Origin of the sequence: Kitasatospora sp. NPDC058243, assembly GCF_042882025.1 — a bacterium.
Taxonomy (GTDB): Bacteria; Actinomycetota; Actinomycetes; order Streptomycetales; family Streptomycetaceae; genus Kitasatospora.
Window position 1 is genome coordinate 219,322 of record NZ_JBHVWW010000002.1, and the last position, 16,311, is coordinate 235,632.

At 71.7% G+C, this 16,311-nt stretch carries 13 protein-coding genes and 2 tRNA genes; 1 reads left to right on the forward strand and 14 read right to left on the reverse strand.

Annotation, left to right across the window (positions count from 1 at the left end; all coding sequences use genetic code 11):
• Window positions 1–123: 123 nt before the first annotated feature.
• From ACFVX9_RS02715 to ACFVX9_RS02745, 7 genes are all read right to left on the reverse strand, one after another.
• Window positions 124–1,638, reverse strand: coding sequence for an MFS transporter (locus ACFVX9_RS02715; protein WP_387980029.1), 1,515 nt, complete (start codon window positions 1,636–1,638; stop codon window positions 124–126).
• Window positions 1,639–1,725: 87 nt separating this feature from the next.
• The gene (locus tag ACFVX9_RS02720) at window positions 1,726–2,316 is read right to left on the reverse strand and encodes a TetR/AcrR family transcriptional regulator (protein ID WP_387980031.1); all 591 of its coding nucleotides are present in this window, start codon (window positions 2,314–2,316) and stop codon (window positions 1,726–1,728) included.
• 95 nt (window positions 2,317–2,411) lie between these two features.
• The gene (locus ACFVX9_RS02725) at window positions 2,412–2,834 is read right to left on the reverse strand and encodes a MaoC family dehydratase (RefSeq protein ID WP_063351327.1); all 423 of its coding nucleotides are present in this window, start codon (window positions 2,832–2,834) and stop codon (window positions 2,412–2,414) included.
• 5 nt (window positions 2,835–2,839) lie between these two features.
• Window positions 2,840–3,298: a MaoC family dehydratase N-terminal domain-containing protein gene (locus ACFVX9_RS02730; protein ID WP_363369376.1), complete on the reverse strand. Its 459-nt coding sequence runs from the start codon at window positions 3,296–3,298 to the stop codon at window positions 2,840–2,842.
• Between the two features lie 154 nt (window positions 3,299–3,452).
• Window positions 3,453–3,617 carry a 50S ribosomal protein L33 gene (gene rpmG / locus ACFVX9_RS02735; protein ID WP_006604855.1) on the reverse strand — a complete coding sequence of 55 codons (165 nt, stop codon included), beginning with the start codon at window positions 3,615–3,617 and terminating at the stop codon, window positions 3,453–3,455.
• A gap of 83 nt (window positions 3,618–3,700) precedes the next feature.
• Window positions 3,701–3,773 (reverse strand) — tRNA-Met (locus tag ACFVX9_RS02740).
• Window positions 3,774–3,816: 43 nt separating this feature from the next.
• A tRNA-Thr gene (locus tag ACFVX9_RS02745) sits at window positions 3,817–3,889 on the reverse strand.
• Between the two features lie 286 nt (window positions 3,890–4,175).
• On the opposite strand from ACFVX9_RS02745, the gene ACFVX9_RS02750 reads away from it, so the two are divergent.
• On the forward strand, window positions 4,176–5,447 hold the full coding sequence (locus ACFVX9_RS02750; RefSeq protein WP_063348926.1) for a hypothetical protein: 1,272 nt from the start codon (window positions 4,176–4,178) through the stop codon (window positions 5,445–5,447).
• 242 nt (window positions 5,448–5,689) lie between these two features.
• Here the strand turns inward: ACFVX9_RS02750 and ACFVX9_RS02755 are convergent, their stop codons facing one another.
• The 7 genes from ACFVX9_RS02755 to ACFVX9_RS02785 all read right to left on the reverse strand — a co-directional run bounded on the left by ACFVX9_RS02755 (window position 5,690) and on the right by ACFVX9_RS02785 (window position 16,080).
• A complete protein-coding gene (locus ACFVX9_RS02755) occupies window positions 5,690–6,364 on the reverse strand; it encodes a response regulator (protein ID WP_363580044.1) in 675 nt (224 codons plus the stop codon).
• 60 nt (window positions 6,365–6,424) lie between these two features.
• Window positions 6,425–8,977 (reverse strand): ATP-binding protein, encoded by a 2,553-nt coding sequence (locus tag ACFVX9_RS02760; protein ID WP_387980034.1) that lies wholly within the window; start codon window positions 8,975–8,977, stop codon window positions 6,425–6,427.
• 175 nt (window positions 8,978–9,152) lie between these two features.
• Window positions 9,153–9,788, reverse strand: a complete 636-nt coding sequence (kdpC, locus tag ACFVX9_RS02765; RefSeq protein WP_380480738.1) for a potassium-transporting ATPase subunit KdpC — start codon at window positions 9,786–9,788, stop codon at window positions 9,153–9,155.
• Between the two features lie 14 nt (window positions 9,789–9,802).
• A complete protein-coding gene (gene kdpB, locus ACFVX9_RS02770; protein WP_063348922.1) occupies window positions 9,803–11,917 on the reverse strand; it encodes a potassium-transporting ATPase subunit KdpB in 2,115 nt (704 codons plus the stop codon).
• Entirely contained in the window at window positions 11,917–13,578 is a 1,662-nt protein-coding gene (gene kdpA / locus ACFVX9_RS02775) for a potassium-transporting ATPase subunit KdpA (protein WP_380369638.1), read from the reverse strand. The genes kdpB and kdpA overlap by 1 nt, the downstream gene beginning before the upstream one ends.
• Before the next feature lies 1 nt (window position 13,579).
• A complete protein-coding gene (kdpF, locus tag ACFVX9_RS02780) occupies window positions 13,580–13,669 on the reverse strand; it encodes a K(+)-transporting ATPase subunit F (protein WP_037971201.1) in 90 nt (29 codons plus the stop codon).
• Window positions 13,670–14,082: 413 nt separating this feature from the next.
• Entirely contained in the window at window positions 14,083–16,080 is a 1,998-nt protein-coding gene (locus ACFVX9_RS02785) for an APC family permease (RefSeq protein WP_380489321.1), read from the reverse strand.
• Between the last annotated feature and the right edge of the window lie 231 nt (window positions 16,081–16,311).

Sequence of the window (16,311 nt, forward strand, 5' to 3'; positions counted from 1 at the left end):
CCCTGGGGCCGAAGAGGGTTCAGCTGGGAGAGGGGGGTGTCGTTTCCGATAGGCACACGCACCAGGGTACGGGGTCGTGGCTGGCCGCCCGTCCATCCGCGTCCCCGCACCCGGATCGGCCGGTCAGGCCTTCGAGGCCTCGGCGTGGACGGGCGCCGCGTCCTCGGCCCGCTCGGCACCGGTCTGCTCGGCACCGGCCTGCTCCGGCTCCACGGCCGCCGGCTCGTCGGCGACGGCCGCGGGCTTCACCCGGCGCGGGAGGAAGAACGCGCAGACCGCCGCGACCGCCACCACCCCGGCGCCGACGTACAGCGCGGGCACCAGCCCGTCGATGAAGGACTGCTCCGACGTGTACCCGCCCTGCGCCGAGAACACCGCCGAGAGGACGGCCACGCCGAGCGCGCCGCCGACCTCGCGCAGCGCGTTGTTGGCGCCGGAGGCGATGCCCTGCTCCTCCGGCCGGACGCTGTCCATCACCAGGGCGGCGGTCGGGGCGAAGTACAGCGACATGCCGATGCCGCAGATCACCACGGCGGGGATCTCGGCGGCGTAGTCGTAGCCGGTGCTGCCGCCGGTGACCGCCGCGTACATCGCCAGGCCGGCGCCCTGCAGCAGCAGCCCGGTGACCACGATCGGGCGGCCGCCGAACCGGTCGGCCAGGATGCCCGCGATCGGGGCGACGATCAGCGGCATGCCGGTCCACGGGAGCATCCGGATGCCGGCCTCCTGCGGGCTGTAGCCGCCCACGCTCTGCAGGTGCTGGCTGATCAGGAAGATCGAGCCGAACATGCCGAGGAACATCAGCAGGCCGGAGGCGTTGACGGCGGAGAAGGCCCGGCTGCGGAACAGTCGCATCGGGAGCATCGGGTGCCGGGCCCAGCGCTGCTCGTAGAGCACGAAGGCGGTGAGCAGCGCGACGCCGCCGATCAGGGAGCCGAGCACCAGCGGGCTGGTCCAGCCGTTCGGGTTGCCGCGGATCAGGCCGAGGACGACGCCGAACAGGCCCAGGCTGACCAGGATCGTGCCGACCACGTCCAGCGCCGGGTTGGCGCCCCGGCTCTCGCGGAGCTTGAGGGCGGCGAGCGGGATCAGGACGAGGCCGACCGGGACGTTCACCCAGAAGATCCACTGCCAGGAGAAGTGCTCGGTGAGCGTCCCGCCGACCAGCGGTCCGGTGGCGACGGCCAGGCCGTTGACGCCCGCCCAGATGCCGAAGGCCAGACCCCGCCTGGCCGCCGGCACCGCGGCGGTGAGCAGGGTGAGGGTGAGCGGCATGGAGACCGCGGCGCCGGCGCCCTGGACGGCGCGGGCGGCGATCAGCGCGCCGATGCCCGGCGAGAGGGCGGCCGCGGCGGAGCCGACGGTGAAGAGCGTGAGCCCGACCAGGAAGATCCGGCGGCGGCCGAACCGGTCGCCGAGCGCGGCGCCGAACATCAGCAGGACGGCGAAGGACAGGGTGTAGGCGCTGACCGTCCACTCCAGGTCGGACAGCCCGCCGCCGAGGTCCTCGCGGATGGACGGCAGCGCGGTGGTGACGACCAGGTTGTCCAGGCTGGCCATGAAGCCCGCGACGCTGGTGATCACCAGCGTCCAGACACCGAGCCGTCCCAGGCCCTGTTCTTCCGTTCTCTCCGTCATGGTTTCCCCCCAGGGGTCTTAGATAGTTATTGATCACTAACTTTCGAGGCCCGAAAAAAGGCCGCACGGACTCCACCGTGCGGCCCGCTACTCCCCGCCCTCGCCGCGCTCTTCGTGCTCTTCGTGCTCCCCGAAGCCCAGGCCGCTCCAGATCCGGTGGTCCCGGGGGTACCCCAGCGCCACCAGCGTGTTGATCAGCATCCCGTACGCGAAGAACTCCGCGGTGCCCTGCACGTCACCGCCGATCCGGCCCCTGACCCGCTCGAACAGCTCCTCCCAGAGCCTGCGGGCGGTCTCCCCGATCTCGTCCTCGCCGGTCGTCCGGGCCGCGAACACCGAGACGTAGAGCTGCATCTGCATCATGAGCTGCTCGCCGTCCGCGACCAGGCCCAGGTACGCCTCGGACATCGCCTGGGCGGCCGCCGGCCCGGTCAGCCCGACCGAGGCCTCGTCGAAGACCTTCCAGGTCTCCTCGATGCAGCGCTCGGCGGCGGCCGTGAAGATCGCCTGCTTGCCGGGGAACAGCCGGAACAGGTACGGCTGCGAGACACCCACCCGGCGGGCGATCGCCTCGGTGGACGTCCCCCGGTAGCCGCTCCTGGCGAATTCGATCACTGCGGCGCGAACGACGCTCTCGCGCCGCTCCTCCGCACTCATCCGCATGCTCGCCCTCGCCATGCGGACAAAGTTAGTGGCCAATCACTATCTTCGCAAGGCCGACGGGCGCGGCGGGAATCCCGTCGGACGGGCCCCGCCGCGGCCGAAAGAGGGGCCTAGGCGAGCCGGACGACCGCCCTGGACATCCCGAGCACCTTCTGCCCGCCGGTGGTGGCCAGCAGGTCGACCTGCACCTTGCGGTCGTCCAGCAGCTTGGCGACCTTCGCCGACACCTCGACCACCGCGCCGACGCCGTCGTTCGGCACCGGGACGGGGCGGGTGAAGCGGACGCCGTACTCGACCACCGCGGCCGGGTCGCCGACCCAGTCGGTGACCACCCGAATGGCCGCAGCCATGGTGAACATTCCGTGCGCGATGACGTCCGGCAGGCCGACCTCCACGGCGAACTTCTCGTTCCAGTGGATCGGGTTGAAGTCGCCGGAGGCGCCCGCGTACCGCACCAGGGTGTCGCGGGTCACCGGGAAGGACTGCGCCGGCAGCTGGGTGCCGACCTCGACCTCGTCGTAGCTGATCGCCATCGTGTTCACTTCCCCGTCTCGTCGGCGGCCCGGGCCACCAGCGTCATGACCGACGTCACCACGTGCTCGCCGATCGCGTCCGACACCTCGCCACGCACGGTGAGCACGTCGTTGCCCGCCAGCGACTTGATGTTGTCGATGGTGACCGCGACCGTCAGCCGGTCGCCGGCCAGCACCGGGCGGGAGTAGGAGAACTTCTGGTCCCCGTGCACCACTCGGCTGTAGTCCAGGCCCAGCTCCGGGTCCTCGACCACCTGGGAGGCCGCCTGGTAGGTGATCACGAACGGGAAGGTCGTCGGGGCGATCACGTCGGGGTGGCCCAGCGCCTTCGCCACCGCCGGATCGGTGAACGCCGGATTGGTGTCCCCGATCGCGATCGCGAACTCGCGGATCTTCTCCCGGCCGACCTCGTACGGCTCGGTGGGCGGGTAGGTCCGCCCGATGAAGGAGGGGTCGAGTGCCATGGGGCAACTCCTCGGAAGCACGGTGGATCCGGCGGCCGTTGCCGCCGGCGGGGCGCGCATGGGTGCATACGCGAAAAACTCCGGGCCGCACCCCCTGAGGGATGCGGCCCGGAGCTCAAGACCTGTCACACAGGCCCGATGCCCTGCGAGAGGGTCAGCGGGTCTCGCGGTGCGCGGTGTGCGAGTTGCAGCGGGGGCAGTGCTTCTTCATCTCAAGACGGTCCGGGTCGTTACGCCGGTTCTTCTTGGTGATGTAGTTCCGCTCCTTGCACTCCACGCAGGCCAGCGTGATCTTCGGGCGGACGTCGGTGGCAGCCACGGGAGTGCCTTCCTGGGACAACGAATAAGAACACAACAAGAGTAGCCGACCGGGAGTGCGATCTCCCGACCGACTACGCGGGGTAGCGGTGACCGGACTTGAACCGGTGACACAGCGATTATGAGCCGCTTGCTCTACCAACTGAGCTACACCGCCACAGTGATCCGCAGCACAACCGAAGCCGACTGCTTTTCACCAGAGCCCCCATGCGGAATCGAACCGCAGACCTTCTCCTTACCATGGAGACGCTCTACCGACTGAGCTATAGGGGCGAACGAGGAAGAGATTACACGTTCCGCGCCCAGAGGTGAAATCCGTATCCCGACGCGAAGACCGCAGGTCGGCGAGGTGAACGGACGGACGATCCAAGGCCCCGCGTTCGATCGGCCCACCAGCCGCACGGCCCGACCCGATACGACTATTGCCCGCCTCCGAGCGCCCCGCCCCCACGCGCCATAGGCTCGACCCTCATCGACGGGGACGGCCCGGGGCGTCAGGACGACCCGGGATCAGGACGGTCCGGCCGACCGGACGGGCCAGCGCGGGAAGGAGCCTGCGATGGACAGCGCAGCCGCCGACGGACCGCACTCCGGCTCCGGCCCGACAGCCAACCCGCTCGGGCACGGACCGGTCCTCCTGCTCACCGGCGCCCGGCTGGCCGACGGGCGGGTGGTGGACGTCCGGATCAGCGGGGACCGGATCCAGGCCGTCGGCACCGTCGGCAGCCTCGGCCCGTTGCCCGCCCTGCCCGGCGCACCCACCGTCACCACCGGCGCCCGGATCGACCTCAAGGGCTACCTGCTGCTGCCGGCCCCCGCCGAGGCGCACGCCCACTACGACACCGCCTTCTCGGCCGCCCTGTCCGCCCCGCCGCCGGAGAGCCCCGGCGACCTCACCCGGCGGGTCACCGAGGCCGCACTCGCCTCGCTCGGCTACGGCGCCACCGCCCAGCGCACCCACGTCCGGATCGGCGACGTGCACGGGCTGCGTCGGCTGGAGGCGGTGCTCACCGCCCGGCAGGCGCTGCGCGGTCTGGCCGAACTCCAGGCGGTGGCGATGCCCCGGCTGCTCACCGGCCGGGCCGGCGCCGACGGCCGGGCGCAACTGCGCGACGCGCTCAAGCTGGGCGCCACCGCGGCCGGCGGCTGCCCGGAGCTGGACCCGGATCCGGCCGGGTACGTCCAGGTGCTGCTGGAGGCCGCCCGGGAGGCGGACTGCCCGGTGGACCTGCACACCACGGCCGGTGATCCGGCCCAACTCGCGCGGCTGGTCAGCGCGTTGGCCCCGCTGCGGCCGCGGGTGACACTCGGGCCGTGCGGGGCGCTGACCCGGGGTGCGTCCACGGTGCTGGCGGCCGGCGGGGTGCGGGTGGTCTGCCTGCCGCAGAACGGCGGCTGCACCGGGCTGGAGGGCCGGGTGCCAGGGCTGCGGCCGGGCCTGCTGCGGGAGTTGACGGAGGCCCGGGTGCCGCTGGCGGCCGGCAGCGGCGCGCTGCGGGACCAGTCCAACCCGGTCGGCCGGGCGGATCCGCTGGAGTCGGCGTACCTGCTGGCGGCGGGCGGGGAGCTGGACCTGGAGGCGGCGTACGACGCGGTGGCGAACCAGGCCCGGGCGGCGCTCGGGCTGCCGCCGGTCCGGGTGGACGCCGGGTTCCCGGCGGAGCTGCTGGCGGTGCGCGGGGACAGCCTGGCCGGGGCGCTCGCGGGCGGCCACAGCCGGCTGGTGGTGCACAGCGGCCGGGTGGTCAGCCGGACGAGCGCGGTGCGGGAGTTCGCGGACACCGTGGCGCTGGCGCTGCCCCGGCAGTCCGGGAGCACCGGCGGAGGCTGAGCGGCCCCTCGGGAAAATTCAAGGGGCGCGCGACGGATGTCGCGCGCCCCTCCCCCACCTGCTGGCCGCCGTTCAACGGCGGCTGGAGCGGTCCCGGGCCTCCCCCACATTGGAGCCGGGCCCGCTCGGTCAGCACTGACGCTACGCCCACGGAACACCGCTCCGGGCCTGCCTTGACGCTCCCCTGTCGGTCTCCGGCCCGCTCTTGACGGGTCGTTGACGCGGCGGCGGCCGGGGGGCGCTCAGGGCTCGTACCGGTACCCGATCCCCGGTTCGGTGATCAGGTGCCGCGGGCGGCCCGGGTCACGCTCCAACTTGCGGCGCAGCCCGGCCAGGTAGACCCGCAGGTAGTTGCCGCGCGCCTCCTGGGCCGGCCCCCACACCTCCCGCAGGATCTGCCGCCCGGGCACCAGCCGGCCCGGGTTGGCCACCAGCAGGGCGAGGATCCGCCACTCGGTCGGGGTGAGCCGCACCGGGCCCCGCGGGCCGGTCACCGTGGTGGCCGTCAGGTCGACGGTGTGGTCGCCTATCACCGGCCGGCCCAGCGGGGCACCGCCCAGCGGCCGGCGCAGCACGGCGCGCAGCCGGGCCAGCAGTTCCTCCATCAGGAACGGCTTGGTGAGGTAGTCGTCCGCGCCCGCGTCGAGGGCGCCCACCTTGTCGGCGGCGCCGGACCGGCCGGAGAGCACGATGATCGGCATCGCGCTGCGGGTGCGCAGGCCGCGCAGCACGTCCATGCCGTCCAGGTCCGGCAGGCCGAGGTCGAGCAGCACGGCGTCCGGGGCGGAGTGCGCGGCGCGGTCCAGCGCCTCGCCGCCGCTGGCGGCCGTCCGCACGGCGTACTGCCGGGCGCTGAGGTTGATCCGCAGCGTGCGCAGCAGGGCCGGTTCGTCGTCGACGATCAGGATCTCGCTCATGCGGCCACCTCGCTCCGCTCGGCGGTCGCTTCGCGGGACACGCAGCTTTCGGCGGTTCGTTCAGTTCGTCCACTCATGTACGGGCTCCTCCCGAGTGGCGGCGGGCAGGGTGAGCAGCATGGTGGTGCCGCCCCCGGGGGTGTCCTCGACCTCCAGGCTGCCGCCCATGGCCTCGGCCAGGCCGCGGGAGAGCGCGAGGCCGAGACCGACACCGGTGGTGTTGTCGGTGTCGCCGAGGCGCTGGAAGGGCAGGAAGACCCGGTCCCGCTCCTCGGGGGCGATGCCGGGGCCGCGGTCGATCACCCGGATCTCGACCTGGTCGGCGTGGTGGCTGGCGGTGACCAGGACGGGCGCGCCGGGCGCGTTGTAGCGCAGCGCGTTGGTGATCACGTTGGCGAGCACCCGCTCCAGCAGCGGCGGGTCGGCGAGCACCGGCGGCGCGGTGTCCAGGTCGAGCGGCTGGATCGGGGCGTACGGGTCGGGGAGGCTGTCGAGCGCCCGGGGCAGGATCTCGTCGAGGTGGGTCTCGGCGAGGTGCAGGGTGAGCGCGCCGGCCTGGAGGCGGCTCATGTCGAGCAGGTTGTCGACCAGGCGGGTGAGCTTGACCAGCGACTCGTCGGCGGTGGCGAGCAGTTCGGCCTGGTCCTCGGGCGAGAACTCGACGTCGGGGCTGCGCAGCGAGCCGACCGAGGCGAGCGCGGCGGCGAGCGGGGTGCGCAGGTCGTGGCTGACGGCGGCGAGCAGGGCGGTGCGCATCCGGTCGGCGGCCTTGATCGGCTCGACCTCTGCGGCGACCACGGCGAGCCGGTCGCGTTCCAGCGCGACGGCGACGTGCGCGGCGAAGGCGGTGAGGACGCGCTGGTCGGCGGCCGGCAGTCGGCGGCCGGTGAGGACCAGGACGGCGTCCGCGCCGACCGGCACCTCGGTGGTCTCGCTCTGCCCGTCGGCGTCGTCCTGGTGCTCGGCCTCGGAGTGGGCGAGCACCTCGTCGTCGACCCGGGAGAGCAGGGCGACGGCCTGCATGCCGAAGGCCGTCCGGGACTTCTCCATCAGGGCGGACAGGGCGTCGGCGCCGCGCAGCACGCTGCCGGCCAGGGTGGAGAGGGTCTCGGCCTCGGCGGTGGCACGGGCGGCGCGACTGGTGAGCCGGCTGGCGTGGTCGACGATGGTGGCGACGGCGAGCGCGACGGAGGCAAAGACGACCAGGGCGACGATGTTGTTGGTCTCGCCGATGGTCAGGGCGTGTATCGGCGGGATGAAGTAGTAGTTGAGCAGCAGCGAGGCGCTGACCGAGGCCAGCAGGGCGGAGGTGGCGCCGCCGAGCAGAGCGACGATGACCACGCCGAGCTGGAAGATCAGCGCGTCGGTGGTGAGGTTGATGCTCTCGTGCGCCTGGGACAGGAGCGCGGTCAGCAGCCAGGGCACCACGAGGCCGGCGGCGTAGCCAGCGATGGTGCGGCGCTTGGAGTGGCGGCGGCCGAGCGAGGGCAGCCGGCCGCGGCCGGTGAACTCGTGGGTGACCATGTGGACGTCGATGTCCTCGGAGTCGTCCACGGTGGTCTCGCCGATGCCGGGGCCGGTGAGGAAGCGGTTGATCCGGCCGCGGCGGCTGGTGCCGAGCACCAGCTGGGTGGCGTCGTGGGCGCGGGCGAAGGTGAGCAGCGCGGTGGGGATGTCGTCGCCGACCACCACGTGGTAGCTGCCGCCGAGGGTCTCGACCAGCTGGCGCTGCTGGGCGAGCGCGCCGGAGGAGGCGCCGGCCAGACCGTCGCTGCGGGTGACGTGGACGGCCAGCAGGTCGCCGCCGGCGGTGCGGTCGGCGATCCGGGCGGCGCGGCGGATCAGGGTCTCGCCCTCGGGGCCGCCGGTGAGGGCGACCACGACGCGTTCGCGGGTCTCCCAGACGCGGTCGATGTTGTGGCTGGCCCGGTAGTCGCGCAGGCCCTCGTCGACCCGCCCGGCCACCCAGAGCAGGGCGAGTTCGCGCAGGGCGGTGAGGTTGCCGACCCGGAAGTAGTTGGAGAGCGCGGCGTCCACCTTCTCCGCCCTGTAGACGTTGCCGTGGGCCATCCGGCGGCGCAGCGCCTGCGGGGCCATGTCGACGAGTTCGATCTGGTCGGCCCGGCGGACCACCTCGTCCGGGACGGTCTCGCGCTGCGGGATGCCGGTGATCTTCTGGACGACGTCGTTCAGCGATTCCAGGTGCTGGATGTTGACGGTGGTGATGACGTCGATCCCGGCGGCCAGCAGTTCCTCGACGTCCTGCCAGCGCTTGGCGTGGCGGCCGCCGGGGATGTTGGTGTGCGCCAGTTCGTCGACCAGCACGACGGACGGGCGGCGGGCGAGCACCGCATCGATGTCCATCTCGTCGAACTCGGCGTCGCGGTAGGAGCGTTGGACACGCGGCAGGACTTCAAGGCCGTCCAGCATGCCCTCGGTGTGGCGGCGGCCGTGGCACTCGATGTACCCGACCGCGACGTCGGCCCCGCGCTCCTGTCTGCGCCGGGCCTCGTCCAGCATCCGGTAGGTCTTGCCGACCCCCGGGGCGGAACCGAGGTACACCCTCAGCCGGCCCTTGCGGATGCCGGTGCCGGGGGTGAGGTCGCGGGCCATGGGCACTGCTCTTTCGTTCCTGCGAGGGCTGCCGCCAGGGCGTCCTCGGGCCGGGGTCGGGACGTACGGCGGCCGACCCGGGCGCGGGGTGGTGCCCCGGCCCGGGTCGGCCTGTTTCACGGATCCAGCCGTTGACCTGTCACTTCTGTTCCGCCGGCCATCTCTGTTCGGCCGGTCACTTCTGTTCCGCGAGGGCCCGGTTCAGCAGGAGGACGTTGACGCCCTCCTGTCCGAGGAAGCCGAGCGAGCGGCCTTCGGTGTACTTCTCGACCAGCTTGCGCACCGCCTCCGCCGACAGGTTCCGGGTCTTGGCGACCCGGCTCACCTGCTCCTCGGCGTAGGCGACCGAGATGTACGGGTCGAGGCCGGAGCCGGAGGCGGTCAGCGCGTCGGCCGGGACGCTCTCCGGGGCGACGCCGTCGAACTCGGCGGCGGCGGCACGGCGGTCGTTGACGGCCTTCAGCAGGTCGTCACTGTTCGGGCCGAGGTTGGAGGCGCCGGACGAGGACGAGTCGTAGCCGGTCCCGGCCGCGGAGGGGCGGGGCTGGAACCACTTCGGGTCCGGCTGCGCCTCCTCCTTCGGGTCGTCGGGGTTCTTCTTCGGGAGGTTGAAGTTCTGGCCGATCAGGCTGGAACCGACCTCCTTGCCGTCGGACTTCACGAGCGAGCCGTTGGCCTTCTCGGTGAAGGCGACCTGGCTGATCCCGGTGACCAGCAGCGGGTAGGCGATCCCGAGGATCGCGGTGAGCACCAGCAGCGCCCGCAGTGCGGTGAAGTGGGTGCGGACGGTCGTCGGCAGGGGCTTGGACATCGGATTCTCCTCTCTCAGCTCAGGCCGGGGATGAACTGGACGATCAGGTCGATCAGCTTGATGCCGACGAACGGCACCACCAGACCGCCGAAGCCGTAGACCCCGATGTTGCGGCGCAGCAGGGAGCTGGCGTCGGACGGGCGGTAGCGCACGCCGCGCAGGGCGAGCGGGATCAGGCCGATGATGACCAGGGCGTTGAAGATGATCGCCGAGGTGATCGCGGACTGCGGGCTGTGCAGGCCCATGATGTTGAGGTGGCTCAGGCCCGGGTAGACCCCGGCGAACATCGCGGGGATGATCGCGAAGTACTTGGCCACGTCGTTGGCGATCGAGAAGGTGGTCAGCGCACCACGGGTGATCAGCAGCTGCTTGCCGATCTCGACGATCTCGATCAGCTTGGTCGGGTTGGAGTCCAGGTCGACCATGTTGCCGGCCTCCTTGGCCGCCATGGTCCCGGTGTTCATGGCCACGCCGACGTCGGCCTGGGCGAGCGCGGGGGCGTCGTTGGTGCCGTCGCCGGTCATCGCGACCAGCTTGCCGCCCTCCTGCTCCTTCTTGATCAGCGCCATCTTGTCCTCGGGGGTGGCCTCGGCGAGGAAGTCGTCCACGCCCGCCTCCTCCGCGATCGCCTTGGCGGTCAGCGGGTTGTCGCCCGTGATCATGATGGTCTTGATGCCCATCCGGCGGAGCTCGTCGAAGCGCTCCCGCATGCCCTCCTTGACCACGTCCTTGAGGTGGATGACCCCGAGGACGCGGGCCGGCTTGGCGCCGACCTTGGTCGCCACCACCAGCGGGGTGCCGCCGGCCGCGGAGATCCCGTCGACCAGGGCGGAGACCTCGTTGCCGACCGAACCGCCGTTCTCGGTCACCCAGTTGGTGACCGCGCCGGCCGCACCCTTGCGGACCTGGTGGACCGCCTCGGCCTCGTCCAGGTCGACGCCGGACATCCGGGTCTGGGCGGTGAACGGGACCCAGGTGGCGTGCGTCAGCTCGCCCTGGGCGCGGGCCCGCAGGCCGTACTCGGTCTTGGCGAGGACCACGATCGAGCGGCCCTCCGGGGTCTCGTCCGCGAGGGAGGACAGCTGCGCGGCGCTGGCCAGTTCCTCGGTGGACACGCCCGGAGCGGGCAGGAACTCGGCGGCCTGGCGGTTGCCCAGGGTGATGGTGCCGGTCTTGTCCAGCAGCAGGGTGTTGACGTCGCCGGCCGCCTCGACGGCCCGGCCGGACATCGCCAGCACGTTGCGCTGCACCAGCCGGTCCATGCCGGCGATGCCGATCGCGGAGAGCAGCGCGCCGATGGTGGTCGGGATGAGCGCCACGATCAGGGCGACCAGGACGATCATCGACTGCGGGGCGCCCGCGTAGGTGGCCATCGGCTGCAGGGTCACCACGGCGACCAGGAAGACGATGGTCAGCGAGGCGAGCAGGATGTTCAGCGCGATCTCGTTCGGCGTCTTCTGCCGGGCGGCGCCCTCGACCAGGGCGATCATCCGGTCGATGAACGACTTGCCGGGCTCCGAGGCGATCTTCACCACGATCCGGTCGGACAGCACCTTGGTGCCGCCGGTCACCGCCGAGCGGTCACCACCGGACTCGCGGATGACCGGCGCGGACTCGCCGGTGATCGCCGACTCGTCGACGCTCGCGACGCCCTCGACGACGTCGCCGTCGCCGGGGATGATCTGCCCGGCCTCGACCACCACGTGGTCGCCGAGCCGCAGCGCGGTGCCCGGCACCTCCTCCTCGGCCTGCGTGGCGGGCCAGTCGGTGAGCCGGCGGGCGACGCTCTCGGTCTTGGTCTTGCGCAGGGTGTCGGCCTGGGCCTTGCCGCGGCCCTCGGCGACGGCCTCGGCCAGGTTGGCGAAGATCGTGGTGAGCCAGAGCCAGACGGTGATGGACCAGGCGAACACGGACGGGCTGGCGATCGCGGAGACGGTGGTGACCACCGAGCCGACCTCGACCACGAACATGACCGGGTTCTTGACCATCACCCGGGGGTCGAGCTTCTTCACCGCGTCCGGCAGGGACGCGACGATCAGCTTCGGGTCGAGCAGGCCGCTGGCCACTCTGTGCTGCGCGGCGGGCTCGGCCTTGTCGGCCGGTGCGGGGTTGAGCGTAGGGGTGGACATCAGGAGAGACCTTCCGCGATCGGCCCGAGAGCCAGGGCCGGGAAGTAGGTGAGGCCGACGACGATCAGGATGACGCCCGACAGCAGGCCCACGAACAGCGGCTTGTGGGTGGGCAGGGTGCCCGGGGTGGCCGGGACCGGCTGCTGCTGGGCGAGCGAACCGGACAGCGCCAGGACGAAGACGATCGGCAGGAGGCGGCCGAAGATCATCGCCAGGCCGAGCGCCGTGTCGTACCAGTCGGTGTTGACGGTGATGCCGCCGAAGGCCGAGCCGTTGTTGTTGGCGGCCGAGGTGAAGGCGTACAGCACCTCGGAGAAGCCGTGGGCGCCCGAGTTGAGCATCCCGGCCCGCTCCCCCGGCAGGGCCATCGCCAGGCCCGTGCCGACCAGCACCAGGGTCGGCGTGGTGAGGATGTACAGCGAGGCGAACTTCATCTCCCGGCCGCCGAGCTTCTTGCCCAGGTACTCGGGGGTGCGGCCGACCATCAGGCCGGCGACGAACACCGCGACGATCGCCAGCACGAGCATGCCGTACAGGCCGGATCCCACACCGCCGGGCGCGATCTCGCCCAGCATCATGTTGAAGACCGTCAGCCCGCCGCCGAACGGCGTGTACGAGTCGTGGAAGGAGTTCACCGCGCCGGTCGAGGTCAGCGTGGTCGAGGCGGCGAACAGGCCGGAGGCGGCGATGCCGAAGCGCTGCTCCTTGCCCTCCATCGCGGCGCCCGCGGCCTGCAGGGCGGTGCCCTGGTGCTGCGACTCGGCGAAGGTGAGCAGGGCGGTCGAGGCGACCCAGAACAGGCCCATCACGGCGAGGATCGCGTAGCCCTGGCGGTTGTCCCCCACCATCCGGCCGAAGGCCCGCGGCAGCGCGAACGGGATCAGCAGGATCAGGAAGATCTCGACCAGGTTGGAGAAGCCGGTCGGGTTCTCGAACGGGTGCGCGGAGTTGGCGTTGAAGAAGCCGCCGCCGTTGGTGCCGAGCAGCTTGATGACCTCCTGGGAGGCCACCGGGCCGCCCGGGATCTTCTGCACGTCGCCGCTGAGCGTGGCCACCTCGTGGAAGCCGTGGAAGTTCTGGATCACGCCGGAGGCGGCCAGGACCAGGGCGAAGACGATCGAGATCGGCAGCAGCAGGCGCAGGTTGATCCGGGTGAGGTCCACCCAGAAGTTGCCGACCCGGTCGGTCCGGTTGCGGGTGAAGCCCCGGATCAGCGCGCCGACGACGGCGATGCCGACGGCCGCGGAGACGAAGTTCTGCACCGCCAGGCCCGCCATCTGCGCCAGGTGGCCCATCGCGGACTCACCGGCGTAGGACTGCCAGTTGGTGTTGGCGACGAACGAGATCGCGGTGTTCCAGGCCTGGTGGCCCTCCATCTGCGGAACACCCAGGTTCAGCAGCAGGTAGCCCTGGAGGCGGATCAGGCCGTAGAGGAAGAGGACGGAGACGGCCGAGAAGGCCAGCACCGAGCGGAGGTACACCGGCCAGCGCTGATCGGCGTCGCCGTCGACGCCGATCACCTTGTAGATGCCGCGCTCGACTCTGAGGTGCTTGGTGGTGGTGAGGAGCTTGGCGATGTAGTCGCCAAGGGGGCGGTAGCACAGGGCCAGTGCCCCGACCAGGGCAAGGGCCTGCAGCCAGCCCGCGAGAGTGGATCCCATGTCAGAACTTCTCCGGGAAGATCAGCGCCACGACGAGATAGCCGACGAGCGCGACGGCCACGATCAGACCTGCGATGTTCTCCGCGCTCACAGCTTCTCCACCCCCCGCGCGATCAGGGCGATGACGGCGAACACGGCGACCGTGACACCGACGTAGATGAGATCGGACATGGGCTCCACCAGAGCGGTTCGGGAGACTGCCGCGGGCGGGCCGGGGGCTTCGCGCGGCGCCGGCGGACGACCGGCAGATGCAGCAAAGCAGCCGTCAGAGGCGCGTTATGGCTCCCTGACGCCCTCCATACGGGTGACTGCGGGACGTTGACGCGACCTTGACGCCCGCTTCACCGGGCCGTGACCGTCGTCATCAGGCCGTGATCGGCCCGGCGCCGGAACGCCGGAAGCCCCGGGATTCCGGGGCTTCCGTACGGGTGGGGGTGCGGGTGGGGGTGCGGGCTCGTGCGGACTCGTGCGGCCGGGGCCGAGGGGGGCCGGCTACTGCTCCGGTCAGACCTTCTCCGGCGCCGGGAGCCGCTCGTACCCGCTCCCCGGGGCAGGCTCGCCCCGGCGCACCGCGCCGGGCGCCCGGCGCGACGGGCCGCCCGCGCGCCCGGAGGAGGTCAGCTGCCACGGCACGCTGATCACCATCACGCCCGCCGTGAACAGCAGCCGGCTCTTCAACCACAGCGCCGACTGGTTGTGCAGCAGGTGCTCCCACCAGCGGCCGACCACGTACTCCGGGATGAACACGGCGACCGCCTCCCGGGGGCTGTCCCGGCGGTGCTCCCGCACGTACGCCAGCACCGGCTTGGTGATCTCCCGGTACGGCGAGTCCAGCACCTTCAGCGGCACCCGGACGCCGGCCTCCGTCCACTGCCGCTCCAACTCCCCGGTGGCCTCCGGCTCCACCGCCACCGTCAGCGCCTCCAGCGAGTCCGGCCGGAACGCCTCCGCGTAGCCGAGCGCCCGCAGCGTCGGCTTGTGCAGCTTGGACACCAGCACGATCCCGTGCACCCGGGCGGGCCGCGCCGACTCGGCCTCCGGGTCGTCCACCGCCAGCTCGGCGGCGACGCCGTCGTAGTGCCGGCGGATGCCGCGCATCATCAGCCACAGCACCAGCGCGGCGACCACGGCCAGCCAGGCGCCCTGGGTGAACTTGGTGAGCAGCACGATCACCAGCACCAGCGCGGTGACGACCGCGCCGAAGGCGTTGATCACCCGGGAGCGCAGCGCCGAGCGGCGCACCACCGGGTCGGTCTCGGTGGCCAGCGCCCGGTTCCAGTGCCGGACCATGCCGATCTGGGACAGCGTGAACGAGGTGAAGACGCCCAGGATGTACAGGTGGATCAGGCTGGTGACGTTCGCGTCGTACAGCCAGAGCAGCCCGCCGGCCACCACCGCGAGCGCGATGATGCCGTTGGAGAAGGCCAGCCGGTCCCCGCGGGTGTGCATCTGCCGGGGCAGGTAGCGGTGCTCGGCCAGGATCGACGCCAGCAGCGGGAAGCCGTTGAAGGCGGTGTTGGCGGCCAGGATCAGCACCAGCGCGGTGACCGCCTGGATCGCGTAGAACAGCACGCTGTGGTCGCCGCCGAAGATCGCCGCCGCGAGCTGGGCGATCACGGTCTGCTGGGGCGTGCTCGCGCAGTCGCCGGGGAAGCCGGTCAGCCGGCAGGCGCCGCCCTCGGTGATGTGCACCTTGGCGATCAGCGCGAGGGCGGTGATGCCGGCGAACATCACCACGGCCGTGGTGCCCATCACGGCCATGGTGCGCGCGGCGTTCCTCGCCTTCGGCGCCCGGAACGCCGGGACGCCGTTGGAGATCGCCTCCACCCCGGTCAGCGCCGTACAGCCGGAGGCGAACGCCCGCAGGCCCAGCATCAGCAGGCCGAGGCCGGCCACCGTGTCCTTGCCCTCCTCCGGGAGGATCCCGTACGAGGCGCTGGACGCCACCGGCGCGTCGCCGAGCGCGACCCGGACCAGCCCGGTGACCACCATCAGCAGGATGCCGCCGATGAACAGGTACGTCGGCGCGGCGAAGGCCTTGCCGGACTCCCGGACGCCGCGCAGGTTCACCGCCATCAGCAGCAGCACGAAGCCCAGCGCCAGCCAGACCCGGTGACCGGCCAGCGAGGGCACCGCCGAGATGATGTTGTCCACCCCGGAGGCCACCGACACCGCGACCGTCATCACGTAGTCGACCAGCAGCGAGGCGGCCACCACCAGACCGGAGTTGGCGCCGAGGTTGCGGGACACCACCTCGTACGAGCCGCCGCCGCTCGGGTAGGCGTGCACCACCTGGCGGTAGGACATCACCACGACCGCCATCAGCGCGACCACACCGGCCGCGACCCACGGGGTCAGGTAGAGGAAGGCGGCGCCACCGACGGTGAGCACCAGCAGGATCTCCTGGGTCGCGTAGGCGACCGAGGAGAGCGGGTCGGAGGCGAAGATCGGCAGCGCCAGCCGCTTGGGCAGCAGCGTCTCGCCGAGCTCCTCGCTGCGCATGGCCCGGCCGATGACGAGGCGCTTGAGCGCCTGGGGCACGTTGAACACAAATGTGAGGTTAGGTCGGGAAAACGCAACGGAATTCGTTGTGGAGATCGCCCGGCACCCACCAGATCAAAGGCCTTCCCGCAGGTCAGAGCCGCTGCGGGCGGGTGGGCGCCGGGCGTATCGAGGGCGTCAAGAGTGCCCCGTTAAGACCGCGTCAAGATGCCAGGTTGTTATCGGGCGTCC

Coding starts and splice junctions, on each gene's coding strand:
- ACFVX9_RS02715 (WP_387980029.1), bottom strand. CDS start 1,638: ATGACGGAGAGAACGGAAGAACAGGGCCTGGGACGGCTCGGTGTCTGG.
- ACFVX9_RS02720 (WP_387980031.1), bottom strand. CDS start 2,316: ATGGCGAGGGCGAGCATGCGGATGAGTGCGGAGGAGCGGCGCGAGAGC.
- ACFVX9_RS02725 (WP_063351327.1), bottom strand. CDS start 2,834: ATGGCGATCAGCTACGACGAGGTCGAGGTCGGCACCCAGCTGCCGGCG.
- ACFVX9_RS02730 (WP_363369376.1), bottom strand. CDS start 3,298: ATGGCACTCGACCCCTCCTTCATCGGGCGGACCTACCCGCCCACCGAG.
- ACFVX9_RS02750 (WP_063348926.1), top strand. CDS start 4,176: ATGGACAGCGCAGCCGCCGACGGACCGCACTCCGGCTCCGGCCCGACA.
- ACFVX9_RS02755 (WP_363580044.1), bottom strand. CDS start 6,364: ATGAGCGAGATCCTGATCGTCGACGACGAACCGGCCCTGCTGCGCACG.
- ACFVX9_RS02760 (WP_387980034.1), bottom strand. CDS start 8,977: ATGGCCCGCGACCTCACCCCCGGCACCGGCATCCGCAAGGGCCGGCTG.
- kdpC (WP_380480738.1), bottom strand. CDS start 9,788: ATGTCCAAGCCCCTGCCGACGACCGTCCGCACCCACTTCACCGCACTG.
- kdpB (WP_063348922.1), bottom strand. CDS start 11,917: ATGTCCACCCCTACGCTCAACCCCGCACCGGCCGACAAGGCCGAGCCC.
- kdpA (WP_380369638.1), bottom strand. CDS start 13,578: ATGGGATCCACTCTCGCGGGCTGGCTGCAGGCCCTTGCCCTGGTCGGG.
- ACFVX9_RS02785 (WP_380489321.1), bottom strand. CDS start 16,080: ATGCGCAGCGAGGAGCTCGGCGAGACGCTGCTGCCCAAGCGGCTGGCG.